Source organism: Chitinophagales bacterium (assembly GCA_041392475.1).
Classification (GTDB): Bacteria; Bacteroidota; Bacteroidia; order Chitinophagales; family UBA2359; genus JAUHXA01.
In genome coordinates this window covers 2,740,105-2,760,370 of the sequence record JAWKLZ010000001.1, presented here as the reverse complement: position 1 = coordinate 2,760,370, position 20,266 = coordinate 2,740,105, and the positions used below count along the sequence as shown (strand labels likewise).

Annotated in this window: 14 protein-coding genes; 7 read left to right on the top strand and 7 right to left on the bottom strand. The window is 39.8% G+C overall.

Going from position 1 to position 20,266, the window contains the following annotated elements; translation table 11 throughout:
• The first annotated feature begins 232 nt into the window (after positions 1-232).
• Both R3E32_10250 and R3E32_10245 read left to right on the top strand, forming a co-directional pair.
• Positions 233-1,780 (top strand): hypothetical protein, encoded by a 1,548-nt coding sequence (locus R3E32_10250; GenBank protein MEZ4885095.1) that lies wholly within the window; start codon positions 233-235, stop codon positions 1,778-1,780.
• Positions 1,781-1,817: 37 nt separating this feature from the next.
• Complete coding sequence (locus R3E32_10245) at positions 1,818-2,999, top strand: porin family protein (protein MEZ4885094.1); 1,182 nt, start codon at positions 1,818-1,820, stop codon at positions 2,997-2,999.
• A 3-nt stretch (positions 3,000-3,002) separates the two neighbouring features.
• Here the strand turns inward: R3E32_10245 and R3E32_10240 are convergent, their stop codons facing one another.
• The 6 genes from R3E32_10240 to R3E32_10215 form a co-directional block, all read right to left on the bottom strand.
• Positions 3,003-4,583, bottom strand: a complete 1,581-nt coding sequence (locus R3E32_10240; GenBank protein ID MEZ4885093.1) for a hypothetical protein — start codon at positions 4,581-4,583, stop codon at positions 3,003-3,005.
• A 3-nt stretch (positions 4,584-4,586) separates the two neighbouring features.
• Positions 4,587-5,999 carry a Mov34/MPN/PAD-1 family protein gene (locus tag R3E32_10235; protein ID MEZ4885092.1) on the bottom strand — a complete coding sequence of 471 codons (1,413 nt, stop codon included), beginning with the start codon at positions 5,997-5,999 and terminating at the stop codon, positions 4,587-4,589.
• A 209-nt stretch (positions 6,000-6,208) separates the two neighbouring features.
• Positions 6,209-6,883 carry a ubiquitin-conjugating enzyme E2 gene (locus tag R3E32_10230; protein MEZ4885091.1) on the bottom strand — a complete coding sequence of 225 codons (675 nt, stop codon included), beginning with the start codon at positions 6,881-6,883 and terminating at the stop codon, positions 6,209-6,211.
• 35 nt (positions 6,884-6,918) lie between these two features.
• Entirely contained in the window at positions 6,919-8,160 is a 1,242-nt protein-coding gene (locus R3E32_10225; protein MEZ4885090.1) for a hypothetical protein, read from the bottom strand.
• A gap of 322 nt (positions 8,161-8,482) precedes the next feature.
• Positions 8,483-8,767 (bottom strand): EsaB/YukD family protein, encoded by a 285-nt coding sequence (locus tag R3E32_10220; GenBank protein ID MEZ4885089.1) that lies wholly within the window; start codon positions 8,765-8,767, stop codon positions 8,483-8,485.
• Between the two features lie 51 nt (positions 8,768-8,818).
• Positions 8,819-10,117 carry an MltA domain-containing protein gene (locus R3E32_10215; protein ID MEZ4885088.1) on the bottom strand — a complete coding sequence of 433 codons (1,299 nt, stop codon included), beginning with the start codon at positions 10,115-10,117 and terminating at the stop codon, positions 8,819-8,821.
• A 627-nt stretch (positions 10,118-10,744) separates the two neighbouring features.
• Between R3E32_10215 and R3E32_10210 the strand changes: the two genes are divergently transcribed.
• From R3E32_10210 to R3E32_10195, 4 genes are all read left to right on the top strand, one after another.
• On the top strand, positions 10,745-12,754 hold the full coding sequence (locus R3E32_10210; GenBank protein ID MEZ4885087.1) for a T9SS type A sorting domain-containing protein: 2,010 nt from the start codon (positions 10,745-10,747) through the stop codon (positions 12,752-12,754).
• A gap of 66 nt (positions 12,755-12,820) precedes the next feature.
• On the top strand, positions 12,821-14,338 hold the full coding sequence (locus R3E32_10205) for a hypothetical protein (GenBank protein ID MEZ4885086.1): 1,518 nt from the start codon (positions 12,821-12,823) through the stop codon (positions 14,336-14,338).
• Between the two features lie 101 nt (positions 14,339-14,439).
• Complete coding sequence (uvrA, locus tag R3E32_10200) at positions 14,440-17,286, top strand: excinuclease ABC subunit UvrA (GenBank protein MEZ4885085.1); 2,847 nt, start codon at positions 14,440-14,442, stop codon at positions 17,284-17,286.
• A 133-nt stretch (positions 17,287-17,419) separates the two neighbouring features.
• Positions 17,420-18,193, top strand: a complete 774-nt coding sequence (locus R3E32_10195) for a VCBS repeat-containing protein (protein ID MEZ4885084.1) — start codon at positions 17,420-17,422, stop codon at positions 18,191-18,193.
• A gap of 44 nt (positions 18,194-18,237) precedes the next feature.
• Here the strand turns inward: R3E32_10195 and R3E32_10190 are convergent, their stop codons facing one another.
• Entirely contained in the window at positions 18,238-18,645 is a 408-nt protein-coding gene (locus R3E32_10190) for a hypothetical protein (GenBank protein ID MEZ4885083.1), read from the bottom strand.
• Between the two features lie 271 nt (positions 18,646-18,916).
• Here R3E32_10190 and R3E32_10185 point away from each other — a divergent pair, with 271 nt between their 5' ends.
• Positions 18,917-20,245: a S8 family serine peptidase gene (locus tag R3E32_10185; GenBank protein MEZ4885082.1), complete on the top strand. Its 1,329-nt coding sequence runs from the start codon at positions 18,917-18,919 to the stop codon at positions 20,243-20,245.
• The last annotated feature ends 21 nt before the right edge of the window (positions 20,246-20,266 follow it).

The window sequence follows — 20,266 nt, the reverse complement described above, 5'->3', positions numbered from 1 at the left end:
GTGAATGGGAAACATAAAAGTAGATGTGCTGTTACATCAAACGTCAAAAGTCTTTGTGGTCTCTGCCAATATTTTTTAGCTTTGTAGCTATAATAGATTAGCATTGAAGTACAAAACTATGGCAAAAAGGTTCAACTTTCAAACCTAAATTTGGGCTTTACTACATGGTTCAAGTGTTTTTTGTTTGCTTTAATTTTCTGATAAACATAGAATTGCATTTAATTTAGCTACAATGCCTAACCAACAAACAGATGCCCTATATCAGTTGATCAAAACCCTTTCGAGGGCAGAAAAACGGCATTTCAAAGTGTATGTGAGTCGAACACAAAGTAGCGAAAATGCCAAATTCATTCAGTTGTTTGATGTCTTGGACAAGATGAAAAGCTATGATGAATCGAAAATTTCGGACAAGGCTCCTGAAATCAAACGTGTTCAGATTCCCAACCTCAAATCTCACCTCTACAAGCAAATTCTATTGAGTTTGCGGCTGCAACACTTTCACCACAACATAGATATGGAGATTCGGCAACAACTGGATTATGCCAAATTGCTCTACAACAAAGGCCTGTATATGCAGAGTTTGAAGCTATTGGACAAAACGAAAACGACAGCGATGGAGGCCCAACAAAATATGCTTTGTGTAGAAATCATTGAGTTTGAGAAGCTAATTGAATCGCAATACATCACCCGAAGCATTGAAGGACGCGCCGAACAATTGACCAAAGAATCTCGCCAAATAGATGAAGTCATTTACCGCAGCAATCGTTTGTCCGATCTTGCATTGCAGTTGTATGGACTCTATATCAAAATGGGACACATTCGGAATGAGGAGGATGAGAAAGAAGTAGAAACTTTTTTTGAAGAACAATTGGCGCAAATTGAAGGGGCAAACTCTTGTGAGTTGAGTTTTTATGAGAAACTGCATTTGTACCGTTCTTATGTGTGGTATTTTTACATTTTGCAGAATTTTCCGTATTGCTATCGGTATGCGGATAAGTGGGTGAATTTGTTTTTGAAGAACCCCATCATGATTGAATTAGAGCCGTTTCACTACGTCAAAGGCTTGAACAATTTGTTGGCGGCTTTGTACAATACCCGCTATTATACGAAGTTTGTGGAAGTGCTGCAATTGTTGAAGGAGTTTGGGGAACATGATGTGGTGAAGCGGAATGAAAATATTGAGATTCAGGTATTTTTGTTTACTTCAATTCACCGCATCAACAAGCATTTTTTGGAAGGTACGTTTACAGAAGCAAAGGAATTGGTGCCTGCTATTGAAGCGAATATAAAGAAACTGGGGCGAAAACTGGACAAACATCGAATTTTGGTATTTTACTACAAAATTGCTTGTATCTATTTTGCGAGTGATGATTATGATACTGCAATTGATTATTTGAATGAAATTGTCAATCAGGGAAATGTGCAACTAAGGGAGGATATTCATTGTTTTGCTCGGATTTTGTTACTTATTTCACATTTTGAATTGGAACACAATACGCTGATAGAGAGTCAGGTGAAGTCGACTTATCGCTTTTTGAAGAAGATGAATGACTTTCACGGGATGCAAGAAGCAATCCTTCAATTTCTCCGCCGATTGCCCAAAATTTTTCCGAACCAATTGCAGGATGGTTTTGTAACTTTGCATAAGACTTTGGTAGATTTATCCGATGTTCCTTACGAAAAACGTACTTTTTTGTATTTCGATATTATTTCGTGGTTGGAGAGCAAGATTGAAGGGCGACCTGTTGAGGAGGTGATTCGAGGGAAGTTTTTGAAGTGAGAAGGAATTGATAATTAAAATTAAAATAAGAGTGAAAATGAAAAATGCATTTGACAATCAGGTTTTTATTTGCAGTTTCAAAACGGGGTATCTATTGTGCTTTTTTGCATTAATGTTTTGTTTATCCATTTCATTAAAAGCTCAGAACTATGCAGATATGGTCGTATCCTATTCCAACGATACACTCAGAGGTAGTGTGAAAATGACTGTTGAAGATGGCTCTGAAATTTTATTTAAGTCCGACAAGAAAAATGATTTTTTGATATATACACCTTATGATATTCAATTGATTAGATTGGAGAATAGAACTTTATTCAAGTCTAAGACCTTGCCTACAAAAGATGGCGAAGAAGCGAAGAAGGTTTTTGCTTCTTATTTGGTAGAAGGAAAGATAAGTTTATATAGAATAGGAAAAGAATTTTATGTAGAAAAAGCCGAGGATGGGATGATTCTTCTGGAAAACAATGAAATATTTGTTTCACAAAATAAATATAGAAAAAATAATAAGCATATTGGTGTGTTGCAATATTTAATGTCAGATTGTTCTGAAATGTCTTCTAAATTGGATAATGTAGATTTGAAATATGAAGATATGATGAAAGCAGTTTCTCGCTACAATCAATGTATGGATGCAACGGCAAATAGTGTTGTCCATAAAAATCCAAATAAGGTTAGAACTGTTTTTGGATTGAAAGCTGGATTAACTTGGAGCGATGTTGCATATCTTTCTGAAGCACATAGATATTACAATTTCAATTTTGATAAAAGAACTGGTGTGAGTTTCGGAGGTTTCATGAATGTGGTTTTTAATGAAAAACTGGCATTGGGTGTTTCCTTATTGTTTATCAAAAAAGGAGCTTCTTTTGCTCAACCCACGATTTATCCTTGGACGGAATATGTGAATTTTGACCTACAATATCTACAGCTGCCAGTGGATTTTATCTATACTTTGCCATTGAAAAGGAAGATAAAGCCGTTTGTTTCTTTAGGAGGTGTAGTTGGTTATGCTTTGAAGAATGAAGGAAGCACAGAAACATTTATGGTTCAACCGATTGAAGTCGCTACTAAAGAGTTTGGTTATCGGGCTGGAATTGGGATGGACGTAGGTGGCAAAATTAGGATTGGTGGAATATATGAGAAAACTATTGCGAATAACTTATATGCTCTTAATGAATTTGCAAATATTGTTTACAAACTATCAGTAGAGTATGTATTCTAAGTACTACTCTTCGTCTTTCCAATTAAACATATTCTTCAATGCTGATCGAATACCGCCTCTTTGATCCTCATCGTGGTGTGCCTCCAATTGGTAATTGCCGATTTGTTGCCTTTCTTCCTCAAACATTTTCATCCGTTTTTTGATTTCTTGGTCGGCGATTTCTTGCGCCACTTTTTCGATGTATTTCGGATTGCTCGCCACGTTTGTTTCTTGCAGGGTTTTGGTGAGTTTGTCCATTTGTTGAGGGATGTTTGCTTGGATTTGAGACAAGCTGCTGCCCAAGTTTTTCATTTCGATAGCAAGTACCTTTATTTGTTCGACTTCTTGATGGGTCACTTCCTCCATCGTAGAACTAAAGTGGGTGAGGTAAGTGGACATTTTGTCGAGATTCGTTTCAAATTTATTGACATTCAGCCCAAAACGGTTTAGCACACTTTGCAGATTGTTGAGGTTTTGTTTGGTCAATTGAACAAGAGCTTCCACGTCCATTTTGAAGGAACGCTGTTGTTCTTTGGAAAGTTGGATGATTTCTTGCAGCCAATCTCCCACATTAAATTCGGTTTCCTGAATTTTTTTGCTGATTCTTTCGAGAGTGATGTTGTGAAGGTTGAGGGCTTCTATGATTTTGTATTGACTTTCACCCGCTTTTTCTTCGTTTTCTTTGTAGGCCTTCACCAATTGTGTCAAGGTCTGCAAATCCCCGTGCAGCATTTCCTGTGCTTCCACGAAACCTTCTGTACTCGCTTGCATACTTCTACTGTATTGACTCATGTATTCGTAATCCTTGGAAATGTTGGTAGAAATTTGTTCCACTTTCGTGACAATTTCGTTGACTGCAATGGTGTTTTTGGTGACGGTATCTATCAGCAAGCCAATATTGAAGTCTTTTTTGGCGGGATTGAAAACGGGAATCAATTGGGTGGTAGAAAAAACTTCCAACTTGGCAAAAAACTGCTGCTTGATCCAGTTGAGCGGTAATAGGAGTAGGCTCAAAAATACAGTTGCCAATACACCCCAAAAGCTGGTCAATAAGGCACTTTTCATCGGAATCAACATACCCATCATTTGATTGGAGGCATCAGTATAGGAAGTTAGCAAGGTTTGAATGGTGGCTGTGTTGATCTCGGAGAAGATAAAACTGGCATAACCAACCGATTGTGCGAATCCAAATAGCGTTCCTAAGAGTCCCAAAATGACCATTGCAGAACGGGCATAGCGCAAATAGTTGGTCGAAAAACGGGCATCTTCTTCCAAAATGTCGGTATCGGTCAATACATCTTGTTTTACCTCTTGTGCTTGACGGGCGAGGTAATATATGGTGGACAAGCGATTGCAGGCGATGCTTTCGGTTTTGCAGTCTTTTTTGAGTATTTCATAAAGGCTTTCTCGGGTGAGGCTGGCTTGCTGTGTCCAATCTATTTCGTGGTGAAAATTGTAGTTTAGTTTTTTGAAAGCCTCGTTTTCAGTCACTTGAAAGCGAACAATTTCTCTGACGACCACAAACACCGCTACAATAAATAGAACGGTGATGGTATAAATGAGGAATTGCCCAAATGAAGATTCTATGATGTAAAGTCCTGACATTTTTTAATAGGGTTTTTCATACAAAAACAAGTTTCTAAAATAATCATAAGGAATGTTTTTGTCGAAATTATAGGCTACAATATACGCATTTTCTACATCTAACACGGTTTTTGCAGACTCGTCTTTTTGTTCTTCTAAGGCTTTGGTACGCAAAACGATGCCAAAATGATGGTTTTTATCAAAGAGCTTTTGGTGCATGGTCGTAAAACGAAAAACGTCTAAATAAGGTTTATGGCTTGCAAAAAACCACCCTAAAATATTGGTTATTCCTTTTTTGCGCTGTTCCTCAATAGCATGGGCGATGCTGTTGAAGGGCAATAAATCGGTTGTAGGTTCGGTTATGACCGCTTCGTAAGCATCTACAAAGTAGAGCTTTTGCAGTTTGTCGTAATGCAAATTGCCTCTTAAAAAGCCCAATACTTGTTGTTTTTGCTCTAAGGCAAGCGTCAATTGGTTTTCTACATTGCGGTGAATGAATATTTCGTAGGGAAAAGATTCCAATTCGGGCGATTTTTGGAGGGGTACAAAATAGCGGTAGAGCCGAAATTCTCGGTTGCGGTAGTGCATGTCGTAGAGTGGGCAGACTCGTGGAATATATAGGGGTTTGTCTATGCGGTGCGTGGTTTTTTCGATGGTGATGCGGGTGGGCTCATCGGAGGAATGTGATTGTATATCAATCCGTTGCGGTTTTTTTTGAAGGTCATCGGTAACTTGGCTTTCAAAAACCTGAATTTTGGGAATAATCTGGTTTTTTGTATCGAGCTGCAATTGTGTATTGTATTTGGCGGCAAGCGGGTTGCGGGTTTTGGCAGTGTGTAGTGCAAATTTGGTGTCATCGGTGTGAAAAATTCGGTAACCTGTGCGCCGAGAGAGTTCGCTGCCTATCCAAAAAAACACGCCGTCTTCTTCTCGCACTGGGTCGACGACCATCGCTATTTGGAAGGGGTCTTTGAAAATGCCTTTGAAGGTTTTTGCATCGGTTTTGGAGAGGAAAACGCCATAGTTGGGGTGTGTGTGGTAGAGCCCTAAACGGAGAATATTGGGATATTGGGCTTCAATCTGGGTGACGTATTCTTCCAAATCATCGTAGAATTGACCAGTGAATCGAAGCATGGTCGGAGTGGAGAAATATTCAGGAGGTTGGTTGAATACATCCGTCACTACAATGAATTCATTGCCATTGTCGCTTCCATAATATCCAAGCATAGCCCCTCCTAATTCATTGTGGAAATCGAGACGCACGTGTTCCCACAGTTTTTGGTAGGCTTCGTAGTGTATAAAAACACTCAGCATATCGTCATTTGTCTTGGTAACATTGGTGGGGGGCTGCCGAATATTGAAGAAATCGGGATGTTGCAGGGGAAACTGCATAGACAAAGGAGAGATTTTCTTTTCGCTGATGATTCGGATTTTCACTTCGATATTTTTTTTGTGGAAATAGAGGAAATCAGGAATTCAATTTTTTGAGCATTAAGTAGGGATGCCAATAAAGTAGTTTCCCAATTTGGAGCAAAGACTTCCGAAATTTTTGCTTTGAAAAGAACTTGGCAGCAATAATAACCCACTGTACTTTTGAGATTAAAATTTCGGAAGTCTACATCAGTAACTTTTTTTGCAAAAAATATTCAGAACTCACTCCCATTCTTGCGTCGAATTCGAATGGGAATCGGTTCAGGTTCGGGGATAGATGGCAGTGAATCTGCTGAATTCCCAAAAGCGGTCATATAACTCGGTTTATCTGATTTCACCGTCACCCGAATTTTCTGCAATCTGCGTTGTTCCAAAGTTGCAGGTCGAACAGCAGCAGGTAAATTATTTTGTTCCTCTTCTTGTGGTTCCAAAACGGTTTCATCAAGAGGTATTTGATGTGCAGCAATCCATTGCTCATCACATTCATAGTTGGCAGGGCTTTTTAGATTGTACGAATCCGCTTTGAAAGCAATCATTTTGGCTACATCCAAAATTAGGTCATCAATGTGAATGGCAGGTTGCCAATTGTTCAAAAACCAACCATGACACACATCTCCATTTTTATACACGTTTGGGTGAAACAAACCTCTGAGAATCGCAAATTTAGGAGGTGCAGAAAATGGATAACGCTCAGGAAAACTCAATCGAACAAGGTGGCCATTCGTTGTATTTCCCTGTTTGTTTAGATAACCATTTAGACAAAATTCCAGTATATATTCCGTTGGAGGCAAGCCCCTTGTGTTGGAAATTTGAAAATAACCCACCTTTTCTGCCAACTCCGTAATTTTTCGTTGGTCTTCCAAAAGTCGCATATCTCTCGCTCTACCCATGTGTTTTATAAAGTTGGGGGTTGTATAATTGCTGATTATAACGGATTGCTGTGATTTCGATATCCTCCTAACGAAGCCGCGATTAACAAATTCTGTAACCAGTCATGATGATAGACAAATCCGTTGAGTCTTGCCGCAGGACTGATTAAGACAGCTGATTCATCCCAAGCCTGTAAACAAGAGGGTGAAAAATTATGAAGAAGGGCAAAAGCTCTGAAATTATGAGTAGTGCTAAGTATATCTCCATGAAACATTTGGGAGTTGTTGGCATGTCTATTCATTGCCCTCATGGATCTATCTATCATGTTGGAGGTTTTGTGTGCTTTGGGAAAGTCAAAATGTGCTAACCACTTGTTTTTCTTTTTACAGAGTTTAAGAATATTATCTTTCATGGGGCAGGAAGGCACATTCTTAGCTGTCCATTCCCGAAGCCTTCTTATATGTTGTGCGAATTGTCTTTTTGAAGTAGTTCGATAAGCCTTCCACACCTTATCTGCTGCTGTATTGAAATAGTCTTGAATCTTTTTTGTAGCTCTGTCTCTAATTTTTAGAAAGGCGTGTAAGAAACATTCAATGACTTGAATATTTGGATAGAGTTTTTGCCATGCGTTCTGTGTAGCTGTCCACCCATCTGTATTTACTGTATTAGGTTGGTAGTCAGATGACACATCCTCTGCTTCTTGTTTGAATACACCATAAGCTTCTTCCAAAGAATCCGCATCTGCGCCAGAAGAAACTTCCATACCTAAAAAACAGTTTTGTCCCACAGTTGTAGCCACATAAGCTTTTTTACCTTGTATTTTTACATGGTGTTCATCTGCTAAAATATCGGAAGGTAATTTTTCTGGGTCATGGATGGTTGTGCCTACAATGCTATAATCACTAAAACAATTATAGAGGCGATATACCCACATCGCATTGTATCCAAAAGCAAATGCCAATGCCCAGAAAGGAACACCGAACCGCTTTAAGAACAAGCCTTTAGAAGCTATATACGTCTTCGCTCTGCAATAAGGCAGAATGAAACTTGGGCGTATTTGATAATTTTGTCCCGCTACTTTTATTTTTCGCATTTGGATATTCATTTTTTTCGACGGCCGAGTTTTGCCGTTAAGCACATAACCTTTAGTCATTTGTGCAGGAAATAACTCGGGGCTTGTTGCCCATATTTCGCTAATTATTTGGCGAGCTATTTTTGGGTCGTTTAAAAATGAATCGTATTTATTTTCCAAAATCGGTAATACAATCGTACAATTTTTGTTAATTTGAGATGCCATTGAATTTGCACTTGTTTGGTTCGTACTTTAAACATAAGCTTTTTCAGTGGCTTTTTTATTATCACAGCAAAACGTTACAATCAGTATAATTGAATGTTTGTTGGTAATAAATTGCAGTGAAAAAGTAGGCTCTTTTACAAAATCTACCGTTTGAGAATTTTATTTTTTTAGATTTGGGACGAATGAGAAGATATGTAATAAGTGGGATATATATAGCTAAAAATACGAGGTTTTATAGTTTGTTTACTATAAAAAAACGTTTGATTATCAAGTTGATATGCCTCATATCTCCTTTCTTGCGTCTCTTATCCAAAATCTACTATTACTCATACTTTGTTTCTCTCCAATCCTCTGTACTCCCCTGTATTGTTTCATACTTCAAAATACACAGGTCAGCCTCCTTCGTAAATCGAGATGATAAAGTATCCTGTTCCAAATAATCAAAAGATTGCGTTTTGTTCTGCAATTGCCGCTGCTCGGCGTGTTCTATACCCAGCGTTTCCGTAATCGCAGGCAATAGTTCTTTGACAGAAACATCATCGGGCAGTTCCAGTTCAACCTCTCTACCTGTTGTGCTGTCTTTAAGAGTAATTGTGATGTAAGCCATACCGCTATTTTAGACAAAGTTTTGGACATATCCAAAAAAAAAATTAAATACTTATTCTTTAGCTAACAACAACCACACCTCACTGTATGTTTTCATACTTTGTGCCTCCCTCACTGCTGCTTCTCCCACACCACAATATAAATCCAGATGGGCATCTCCTCTGATTGCCCCCCCTTTATCCTGCGGCAACAATATCCTCCACTCTGCTTTTTGGTGTCGTCCTTTGCGGGGAAGTTTGGCGAGCAAAACCGCACCATAAGGAATGTAGCGGATATCTACTGCCACCGAATGTTTGGCCGTCAGTTCCACCCCCGCAGCACCTGTTGGCGATTTTGGTGATTTTTTGAAGAACGTATAAGAAGGATTGCGAAACAATATCGGGCGAATGCTATCAGGATTCTCTTTGAACCAATGTTTTACATTCTGCATATCCACCCCAACCGATGAAACATACCTTTGCGACACCAAATAATTTTGCACCCCACGATACGGATGTCCATTCTGCCCATCATACAACAACAACTCCCGCACACTATCTTGGTACTCCACATAAGCCGAACCCTGCAAATTCATAAAATAATTGTCGAGTAAACTCTTCGTCCAAGCCACCTCCAAATCTCTACCAACCAGCTTCATATCACCATCAATCTCCTGTCGTGTAGGCAACTCACCCTGCCAAACACTTGCATCGGGTTTTCGGTAGATAGGATACTGAAACGTCTTACTCCACGTCCTGCTCCCTTCAATAACAGGCGTATAATAAGCCGTTGTTTTCACACGCCCATTCTCATTTTTTCCCTTCAATTGGTAGGTGTCAAACAGTTCACACAAAGAAGCCTCACCATCCTCCTTTGCCAGCCATTCTTGCAGCTGGTCAATCGTAGTGCGAAGCTGCAAATTTGTGCGTTCAATCCCATCAAAACTGTACTTTTTGCGCTTGCTTTCCCGCTTCAAACAGCGCTTGTGTTGCTTCAATGCATCACTCAATTCCTCTTTTGAAGCCTTGATGTCTGTCAACACTTCACATTCTTCCACTTCAAAATTTGTTTGCCTAAAAATGCCATTTTCGCTGACCTTCAATGTCTTTTCAAGTGCACCTTCACTGTTTTCCAGAAGTGAATCCGTTTGCAGAAAAGTCGTTTCGCTGCTATCTGCAATGGATACAACAACACTCTCTTCGCTGCAAGAATCCTCCTGCGAAGGATAAGAAGGCAAAAACGAAGCCGCACTCATTCCCCCTGCAAAAGCGGCATTGTATGTGAGGCGTTGGTAGTAAAAATAACCCTGTTGGCAGGCAATCAAGCCTGCTATCAGCAGCAAAAAAAGGAGGATGGATTGGGTGGATTTCATAGGGTGACAAAGATAATGAAAAGGATACACAAAGAAAATTCCTTTTTTAACATTGAAGGAAAACAAAAAAACGGCAAAACAATTGTTGCTTTAGTAGCGCATTTTTCAATATAATTGCTTAATTTTCAGTTTTATATGGAATAATTGCCTGCAATCCGTGAAGAAGAAAATGGACTGTTGTGTGTCAATGAACATCGAACTTGTTTATTTTTTAAGTGTTGATTTTCAATATTTTATGTTCAAATAGTAATGTAATGACAAACCAAAAGATGCACAAACTGTGTCAAGTTCTTGGTTTTCTGTCCTTTGTATTGTAGCTTTAATGACTTATATTTGAAGGAAATAAGGTAATAGCATGTAAATAAACATTCTATGAAAATTGTTTTAAATATTTACTTTTCCTAATCTCAAAATTATTTTTACAATGAAACAAATCCAACTTTTTTCTTTGAAGGCATTTTATATATTATGCCCCCCCCCCTATGTTTGGTAAATAGTAAGCTGTTAACTCTATCTAAAAACCTATTTCTGTCAGTTCTTTTTCTATTTATATCTTGGCAAATTCAAGCGCAAACACAAAATTAACAAGAAACTTATACGGTTACAGTTACAGAAGACAATTGTAGTGTGGTAGATGAAATCACTGTGGATGGTAACAATTTAGGAACACAAAATGCCTATGTATTGACGACCAATGAAATTTGGACAAATGAACGAAACATTAGTGGCTTGATGGTAGTTCCTGCAAATATGGATTTGATTATAGAAGGCACAACCATTCACTTCATGGACGACAATTCGGGTATTTTAGTAGAAGAAGGCGGTTATCTAAAAATAGATAATGCGGTCTTGAGAGGAAATCCCTGCGTAGTAAGTGCATGGAAGGGAATACAGGTAGAAGGTCAACCCAATACAGCCCAACCTACAGGATATTCTACCAATGGAAGCACAAGCCACGGAACCATAATCATCAGAAATGGCAGTACCATTCAAGATGCACACATTGGCGTATTGGTTCAAAACACGGGAACGAACTCAGGAGGAGGCATATTGAGTGTCCGAAACTCTAATTTTACCAACAATCGAATCGGTATTGTTATGAATGCAACAGGTGTTGGCACCAATTTAAGAGGCAGTATATGGGAAAATACCTTTACCAACAATGCACCTTTTGTAGGTGGCGGCGGCGGTGGATATACCCATATCTATTTGAATCGTTTGGGGAGTCACTTCAATATTTTTGGTAATACTTTTACTTCCAATGGTGTTGCAAATGTCACCAGTATTTACAGTTTTTCTTCTTATTTGCTCTCTGTTTTCAATACCTTTGAAGAGGTCTATAAAGGCGTAGATGTCTATAATACAGATGGTATGCCCGATGTACGCATCAATGGCAACGACTTTGTAGATACTTTTAAAGGAATCACCCTCAACCGTGTTCCGCTCGCCTCTATTTTCCAAAATACCTTCGACATTCCCAATCAAACTCAATCGGGAGATTTTCCCTACGGTATTATGACGCTCGGTAGTACGGAGTTTGGGATAAGAGAGAATACCTTCAACACCACAAGCAGCACAGGAACTTATGGTGCTATTTTCCGCAATGCCACCAATGGAGCAGAAGTGTTGGAAAATACTTTCGATGGCAATTTTATGGTCGCTACGGGTTTTGAACAAGAGGACTCTGGGATTGAATTGAACTGCAATACCTATCAGAACGATGCAGTGAGAGATTGGTACATGGGACAAAATTGTTTTTTGACACCACAAGGAGAGTGCCAATTTGATGAAAATGGAGTTGCTTTTGTAAATGAATGGAATACGGGAAATAGTTTGAACATAGTAAACGATTCTCCCAATATCTTAGAATTGGAACACGCTCCTGGTTCAGAAGCACTCAACAATGACCCTGCCAATGCTGTACAGCAATTTTTATGTGATCAGTTTGTTTCCTTGTGTGACGGTGCAGATGACAACGATGATAGAAACAATGTAATGTTGGCTTCAAGGATTAGAGAACATTTGAAAAAGGATGAGATACAATCGGCTCTCAATCTATTGATAGGCGAAGGAGAAACTTGGAGCAATCGTCTATTGGTTCAAGCCTATATCGGTATGGAAGATTGGACACAAGCCCAATACAGAGTCAACTTGATTCCGCAAGATACGCCTGAAAATCTCGCTTTCCGAGACCTCTACACGATGATTATCAACGGTACAATTATTAGCAATGAATCGGCAGTCCGTGCTTATGCCAATAGTTCAGATGCAAAAGTAGTGACAATGACAGAAGCCCTGCTTGCCAATTATTTTGGAGATACCTATGTGCGAAATCCCGTAGCGATTCCAAGCGGAGGCAATAAAAAGGAAACAAATACAATGGAAGCTATACAGTTTAAATTGATTCCCAATCCCGCCAAAGAAGTACTGAACATTCATTTGCACAACTTCTCATTAACAGAAGAAGTAACTATCCGAATCTATGACCTTCAAGGTAAACTTTGGAAAACAGTAAAAACCATTTCGGATAATACTATTGCTGAGATAAACACAAGTAAAATACCCAACGGTATTTATATTTGTCAAGTCAGTAGCAAGAGTTTTAACAGTGTTCAAAAATTCTCTATTGTCCATTAATTTATTTTCTCATTTTCAGCCATTAGGAGCTAATACTCCTAATGGTTGTTTTATTTCTATTCCAATATGAAACTCATATATATAATCTCATTTCTTTTATTATACAACTTATTTATAAATGCTCAAAACACCTACTTCAACAAAGCTATAGGAAATGATACTGTTAGCTTATTAGCAGCTCCTAATTTGCCTGTTCAAGATGGTTATTTAGTAGCAGGTGGATTTTCTTCTTACAATAACTACAGAGCTATTTACATCAAAAAATTAGATTTTGATGGCAATCTACTTTGGACTAAAATTATAGATGATGAGCCTATTGGACCTATCAACGATGGAACTTCTATGATTAGGGTACAAAATAATTACAATCATTTCATACTTACATACCCCAAATTTAAAGATGAAACGTATGAAGATATGGATATAGCTGTTGTCAAATTTACTTTGAATGGAGAAATTCTTTGGCGTAAAGTTTACGGAGATGAAAATTGGCAGGGAACAAATGCTATTATCAATACAAAAGACAATGGCTTTTTGATTGCAGGATTTCAGCAACCTCAAGGTGGCGGTTACCCCAAGTTTTACTATTTCAAGATTGACAGCTTAGGCAATCAAGAATGGGTGAGAACCCATAGTCGAGCGGCAGGCGGAAGTGATGTGCCTGCTACAGTTTTACAGACGAAAGATGGAGGCTATATTCTTTCAGGCTATGCTTACTCCAATACCACGGATTACGATATGTACATTATCAAAACGAATTCCAATGGCATTATTGAATGGAAAAAAAGTTATGGTGGAGATGAAATAGATGGAACCGCACGATTATTAGCCTTGTTTCCAAATGGTTATTTTATGTCTGGGGCTATTCGAGAAAACGATGTAAAAAAATCCTATTTTGCTAAATTGGATGACTTGGGAAATATTATTTGGGAACGAATCTATCATTTTGATACCAACTATGAGGATGTTGTTTATACTTCAAGTTTTGAAACCAATCCCATACATACAGAGGATGGAGGATTTATTGGTGTGATGCTTTATGAAACCGAGGAATACATCTTTGGAAACTTATTGGTCAAACTAAATTCAAGAGGTGATACGGTTTGGACCAAACGCTTGACTCCTGACCCCAACAATGATGTCTATGTCAAGGATATAGAAATGACAGGAGACGGCTATATTATTTCGGGCTTTAACTATACGCATCAGCCACAGTATGGTTGGATTGTTAAGACGGATTTTGACGGAAATACTTGTTGGGAGTTGGGGTGTGATAGTACGGCGATTGTTACGAATATTGCCAATATGTCTCAAAAAAATCCCTATCAAGTCCAAATTTCACCCAACCCTGTTCGAGATAAGGCAACTGTTTCTTATCAATTGCCTTTGGATGGGCGATTGCAGTTGTATGATTTGCAGGGGCGATGGATTCGGGAGTGGTGGTTGCCTTCTGCGGTGGAAAGTATGCCGATGGAAGTGGGAGGTTTGGAAAGTGGATTGTATTTGTATCGGGTGAGCATTGAAGAGCTTGCCCCGAACTCTCGGGGGAAGGAGGTGAGCAGTGGGAAGTTGGTGGTCGAATAAAATTCCTTTTTTTAACATGGAAGGAAAACAAAAAAACGGCAAAACAATTGTTACTTTTGTAGCTTGTTTTTTCAACACAATCACATAATTTTCAATCCTACATGCAAGAATTGCCTGCAATCAGCGAAGAAGAAATTGAGTCATTGAATGTTTATGGTGCAAGGGTGCACAACCTCAAAAACATAGATGTTTTCATTCCTAGAAACAAATTGGTGGTCATCACAGGCATCAGCGGAAGCGGTAAGTCCTCGCTGGCTTTTGATACCATCTATGCAGAAGGGCAACGGCGCTATATGGAGAGTTTTTCGGCCTATGCTCGGCAATTCATCGGCAGCATGGAACGCCCTGATGTTGAGAATATTACAGGTTTAAGTCCCGTTATTTCGATTGAGCAAAAAACCACCAACAAAAACCCCAGATCTACGGTCGGCACCATTACCGAGATTTACGACTTCATGCGCCTACTCTTTGCCCGAACAGGCGATGCCTATTCCCACGCCACAGGCAAAAAAATGGTGCGTTTCACTGAGCCACAAATCGTTCAGCACGTTTTCAAGTACTTCAAAGACCAAAAAATCATCTTGCTTGCGCCCCTCGTCAAAGGACGAAAAGGACACTACCGAGAACTCTTCGAGCAACTCCGCAAGCAGCGCTATTTGAAGGTGCGAATAGATGGCGAAATAGTGGACATTGAACCCAAAATGCAGGTGGATCGCTACAAAATCCACGACATTGAAGTAGTGATAGACCGCCTCAAAATCGAACCCCAATTTGCCAGTCGGCTCACCAATTCTTTGGAAATCGCCATGCAAATGGGCAAAGGTTTGGTGATGATTTTGGAACACGAAACAGGAAAAACACACAACTTCAGCAAACTCTTGATGGACCCCGAATCAGGTGTATCTTACGATGAACCCTCTCCCAATACCTTTTCCTTCAATTCGCCCTACGGTGCTTGTCAAAACTGCAAAGGCTTGGGTTTCATACACGATGCAGATATGAAACTGGTCATTCCCGATGAAAATCTCAACATCAATGAGCAGGGAATTCGCCCCTATGGAGAAGTGCGGGACAACCATACCTTCAAAAAACTGCGGGCATTGAGCCAAAAATACGGCTTCACCTTTGCCACCCCCATCAAAGACCTACCCGAAGAAGCCCTCGAAATCTTGCTATATGGCACGAATGGCGAAAGCATCCCTGTCAATATTCAATTTGGCAAAGAACGGTGGTATGACTTGGATTTTGAAGGAGTAATCAATACCATCAAACGCTGCTATGCCGACAAAGATATTTCGGAGCGAATCAGGCGGTGGGCAGAGGCGTTTATGGTCAAAAAGAAATGCCCTGTCTGCAATGGTCAACGCTTGAAACAAGAGTCCCTGCACTTCAAAATCGTGGGCAAAAACATTGCAGACCTCTGTGAAATGGACATTGAAGAACTGCAAAACTGGTTCACCAACATTGAAGAAGATTTAACAGTGCGCCAAAAAACCATCGCCAAAGATATTTTGAAGGAAATCCGAGCGAGGTTGGGTTTTTTATTGAATGTTGGCTTGGACTATTTATCCCTCAATCGCCCTTCTCGCAGTCTTTCGGGAGGTGAATCACAGCGCATTCGTTTGGCCACCCAAATTGGCTCTAAATTGGTGGGTATCACCTATATACTCGATGAACCCAGCATCGGACTGCACCAAAGAGACAACCAGAAACTGATTGAAGCCCTCAAAGAATTGCGGGAAACAGGCAACAGTGTTTTGGTAGTCGAACACGACAAAGACATCATGATGGCGGCGGATTATGTGATTGACATTGGCCCTGGTGCAGGCAAACATGGGGGCGAAATTGTAGCAGCAGGCACACCCGCCGATTTTATCTTAAAGGGTACTTTGACAACCGAATACCTCAATGGCACTAAAAGAATAGAAGTGCCAAAAAAGAGGCGCAAAGGTAACGGCAAAACGCTGGTATTGAAGGGTGTGAAAGGCAACAACCTCCGAAATCTGGATGTCGAATTTCCGCTTGGCAAATTTATCTGTGTGACGGGGGTTTCGGGTAGCGGCAAATCTTCACTTATCAACGAAACACTCTATCCCATTCTAAACCAGCACTTTTATAGGGCTGTTAAAAAACCTTTGGCGTATGAAAGCATTGAAGGTTTGGAACATTTAGACAAGGTAATCGAAATTGACCAATCTCCCATTGGGCGTACTCCTCGCTCCAATCCTGCAACGTATATTGGTGTTTTTACTTTGATTCGCACTTTGTTTAGCCAATTGCCCGAAGCTCAAATTCGAGGCTACAAACCTGGTCGTTTTTCCTTCAATGTGAAAGGTGGACGTTGTGAAACCTGTCAAGGCGGCGGAATGAGGGTCATTGAAATGAATTTTTTGCCTGATGTGTATGTCGAGTGCGAAACCTGTATGGGCAGACGCTACAATCGGGAAACACTGGAGGTGCGCTATCGGGGAAAATCTATTTCGGATGTGCTGAACATGACCGTAGAAGAAGCCGTAGAATTCTTCGAACCCATGCCCAAAATTTTCCGTATGCTCAAAACCCTACAGGATGTAGGCTTGAACTACATCACACTCGGACAGCAAGCGACTACGCTTTCGGGTGGTGAGGCACAAAGGGTGAAACTGTCTTCCGAACTTCGCAAAAAAGATACGGGCAAAACCATGTATATCCTTGATGAACCAACGACTGGACTACATTTTGAAGATATTCGTTTGTTGCTCATAGTCTTGCAAAAATTGGTGGACAAGGGCAATACCGTAATGGTAATCGAACACAACATGGATGTTATCAAAGTGGCAGACTACATCATTGACATGGGACCTGAAGGTGGTTCTAAGGGTGGCAATATGGTTTGTAAGGGTACGCCTGAGGAGGTTGCAGTCCATCCGACAAGTTATACAGGGGAGTTTTTGAAGTTGGAGTTATAGAGAACTGGAGATATTTGCCTTCTTTTTGAAGCTCACATTATCACCTTCATTTTCCTTCTATACAATAACTATGAAAACCAATTCATTAATTTTTCTTCTTTTCATCATTTCTCTATTTGCTTGTAAAAAAGAAATGGAAAACCCCAATATTTTACTTCAATTGGCTGCTAATTATGAGCAGCTTCCTGAGCAAGAAATCGCTATCAGTTCGGACGGTCGGGTGTATGCACAATATGCGATGCCTACGGAGAGGTATCAACACGGTATTATGGGGGACAAAATTGAAGCGGGGCAATTGGTGGTAGTGGTAGAGGGTGTTTTTTATGAGTTGACGCTTTCCGGTGATTTTGTCTTTGAAGATATTCGCCCAAGATTGTATGATGTGGACGGTGATGGCGCATTGGAAATCATTACGATTAGAACTCATGTCTCAAAAGGTGCGGGCATTGCAATTTACAAAATAGTCAATGAACAACTAATTGAATATGCCCATGTTGAAGAAATCGGAACGCCTAATCGTTGGTTAAACATTGTAGCAATCAATGACTTGGACAATGATGAGAATGTTGAATTGGTATGGATACAAACTCCTCACATTGGAGGAATTCTGAAGGTGGCAAAGATAGAACAGGGAGTTCTTCAGGTTTTGGACGAAACCAGTCTGTATAGCAATCATGAGATTGGCCAACGGAATTTATGTTTGTCGGTTTTAACCGAACAGCTCGGCAAAAAGGTGTTTTATGTACCCAATCAAAATAGAAACAAGATAGTTGGGTTTACTTTTGAGAATGACCGATTACAAATTTTTGAAGAGATAAATCAATCCGTTGATTTCTCGAATACGCTATTTTCTCAATTTAATTTCGGCAATGCAATAGGGGAAGAAGATAACTGTATTAACCCTTAACTTCAATTTGGTTTCTTAGATTAATGCAACGAGTTTAGAAAACTTCAATTCACAAATTGCTCTTTCACTTCCTTCTTCAGCAACACATACAAAGCGTCCAACAAAAGAAAAGCAGGTACTAACAATTGCAACAAATACAACCACATATTGGTAGACTCAGTAGCGTACACCGACCCGACAATAGTACCCAAAACAGCTGCAATCAATGCGCCTCCCCCTAAAATTCCCGCAAAAATCACCGAAATCCACCAGATTCCTTTTCTAAAAGTACGCAATTGAAGGGCGAGGTAAACCATCATGGCTACCCTCACTCCTCCACGAATCACTTGTGAAGTAATGGCGGCATCTCCATCAGCACGAGCTATTATGTTCCAGATGGTTAGCAGTAATACAATGGCTGCATAAATGATAAAACTTCTTTTGACTCGGTTGATATTTGCTTGTAGGTTCATATTGACGAAAATAAAGAAACTATTTTAGATTGCCAAAACAAACCTCTCTATCTCATCACCCTTGCCTAAATATTTCGAGTCTTCATGTATCCTTTAGTTTATCTATAATAAATGCTTCAACCTAAAGTTATATGAAAAAATCAAATTCTATACCAGCTAATTTCTTTAACGGAAATGACATTTATTTGACAAACTCATTTATTTGTAGTAAATTTGAATCGCAGCCACTACTCACCAATAATTCATCTTCTAACCTAAAATCCGTTTATCTATGAAACGTTTAGTTATTCGTAGCGTGGCTATGCTTATTGTTTTAGCTGCTTGTTTTCAAAATGTTTTTGCCCAACCAAAAGAAGACAAAGCAGACTTCAAAATTCAGGAAATTCCTCTTCGAGAATCTGACCCAAAAGCCAAAATCATTCCTGGCAGTTACATCTTCATCTTCAATGATAAAGCTGTTCCGTCCTTCCTAGACAAGTACGGTGAAAAAATGTCTCAATCCAAAGAAAGGGAGGAAAAAGCAAAATTATTTGACCAATATGACCGAGAAGCGAGAGAAACGATATTAAAAATTGCAGAAAGTAGATTGAAGATTTCTCCGAAACAGATTGCAGAGGTTTATACAGGAAGCATCACAGGATTTTCTGTTAAAGACATGAATTCTCGACAAGCCAAGGAACTCCAAGAACAAGTCGCCAAAATGGACGAGTTTTTGGGTATGGGTGAAGATTTTGAAATGACCATCAATGTAGCTGCTGTAAGAGAAACTTCCGAAACAGAAGCCGAAGAACTGGTCTTGGCACAATCACCAAGTTGGGGAACCAATTATACAGGTTGGACCGACAAAACAGGCAGTCCGTATTGGGCGTGGATATTGGACACTGGGATTGACCTCGATCACCCTGATTTGAACGTGAGAGGCCCTTATGGAAAATCTTGCGTAGGTTACACCAACTCTGCCAACGACGACCACGGACACGGTTCTCATGTAGCGGGAATAGTGGCAGCCAAAAACAACAACATCGGCACAAGAGGCGTAGCAGCAGGAGCATGGGTTGTTCCCGTAAAGGTATGTACAAGTGGAGGGAGTTGTTCTTGGTCTGATATTTTGGAAGGATTGCAGCACGTAGCCAAATACTATATTGCAGGAGATGTATTGAACATGAGTTTGGGCAAAACTCCTCCTAACTGGTGGGATAGATTGTGGAACACTTCTTCTGCAAAATCGGAAACACAGATAAGAAGTTTGGGTTCGGCAGGTGTTCACATGGTTTTTGCTGCTGGCAACGATAACAAGCAAGCCAATACCAAATCCCCTGCTCGCTTGAATGGTACACGTCTTTACACCATTTCTGCAATGGATTGGAACTACAACATTGCCAGTTTTTCCAACTATGGCAATCCACCTGTTGATTATGCTGCGCCGGGCGTAAACATTCGTTCTTGCTACAAAAACGGCGGTTATGCTTATATGGACGGTACTTCAATGGCATCTCCTTATGTGGCAGGTATTTTGTTGTCCAACAATGGCACTATCAATTCTTCAAGGGTTCTGAATACCGACAAAGATTCAAACAAAGATAGAGTAGCGAAACGATAACCGAAACCCCAATTTAACATT

Excerpts from the sequence above, each read along its gene's own strand:
- uvrA (MEZ4885085.1), top strand. The coding sequence starts at position 14,440 with ATGCAAGAATTGCCTGCAATCAGCGAAGAAGAAATTGAGTCATTGAAT.
- R3E32_10250 (MEZ4885095.1), top strand. The coding sequence starts at position 233 with ATGCCTAACCAACAAACAGATGCCCTATATCAGTTGATCAAAACCCTT.
- R3E32_10205 (MEZ4885086.1), top strand. The coding sequence starts at position 12,821 with ATGAAACTCATATATATAATCTCATTTCTTTTATTATACAACTTATTT.
- R3E32_10190 (MEZ4885083.1), bottom strand. The coding sequence starts at position 18,645 with ATGAACCTACAAGCAAATATCAACCGAGTCAAAAGAAGTTTTATCATT.
- R3E32_10230 (MEZ4885091.1), bottom strand. The coding sequence starts at position 6,883 with ATGGGTAGAGCGAGAGATATGCGACTTTTGGAAGACCAACGAAAAATT.
- R3E32_10185 (MEZ4885082.1), top strand. The coding sequence starts at position 18,917 with ATGAAACGTTTAGTTATTCGTAGCGTGGCTATGCTTATTGTTTTAGCT.
- R3E32_10225 (MEZ4885090.1), bottom strand. The coding sequence starts at position 8,160 with ATGGCATCTCAAATTAACAAAAATTGTACGATTGTATTACCGATTTTG.
- R3E32_10240 (MEZ4885093.1), bottom strand. The coding sequence starts at position 4,583 with ATGTCAGGACTTTACATCATAGAATCTTCATTTGGGCAATTCCTCATT.
- R3E32_10220 (MEZ4885089.1), bottom strand. The coding sequence starts at position 8,767 with ATGGCTTACATCACAATTACTCTTAAAGACAGCACAACAGGTAGAGAG.
- R3E32_10245 (MEZ4885094.1), top strand. The coding sequence starts at position 1,818 with ATGAAAAATGCATTTGACAATCAGGTTTTTATTTGCAGTTTCAAAACG.
- R3E32_10215 (MEZ4885088.1), bottom strand. The coding sequence starts at position 10,117 with ATGAAATCCACCCAATCCATCCTCCTTTTTTTGCTGCTGATAGCAGGC.
- R3E32_10195 (MEZ4885084.1), top strand. The coding sequence starts at position 17,420 with ATGGAAAACCCCAATATTTTACTTCAATTGGCTGCTAATTATGAGCAG.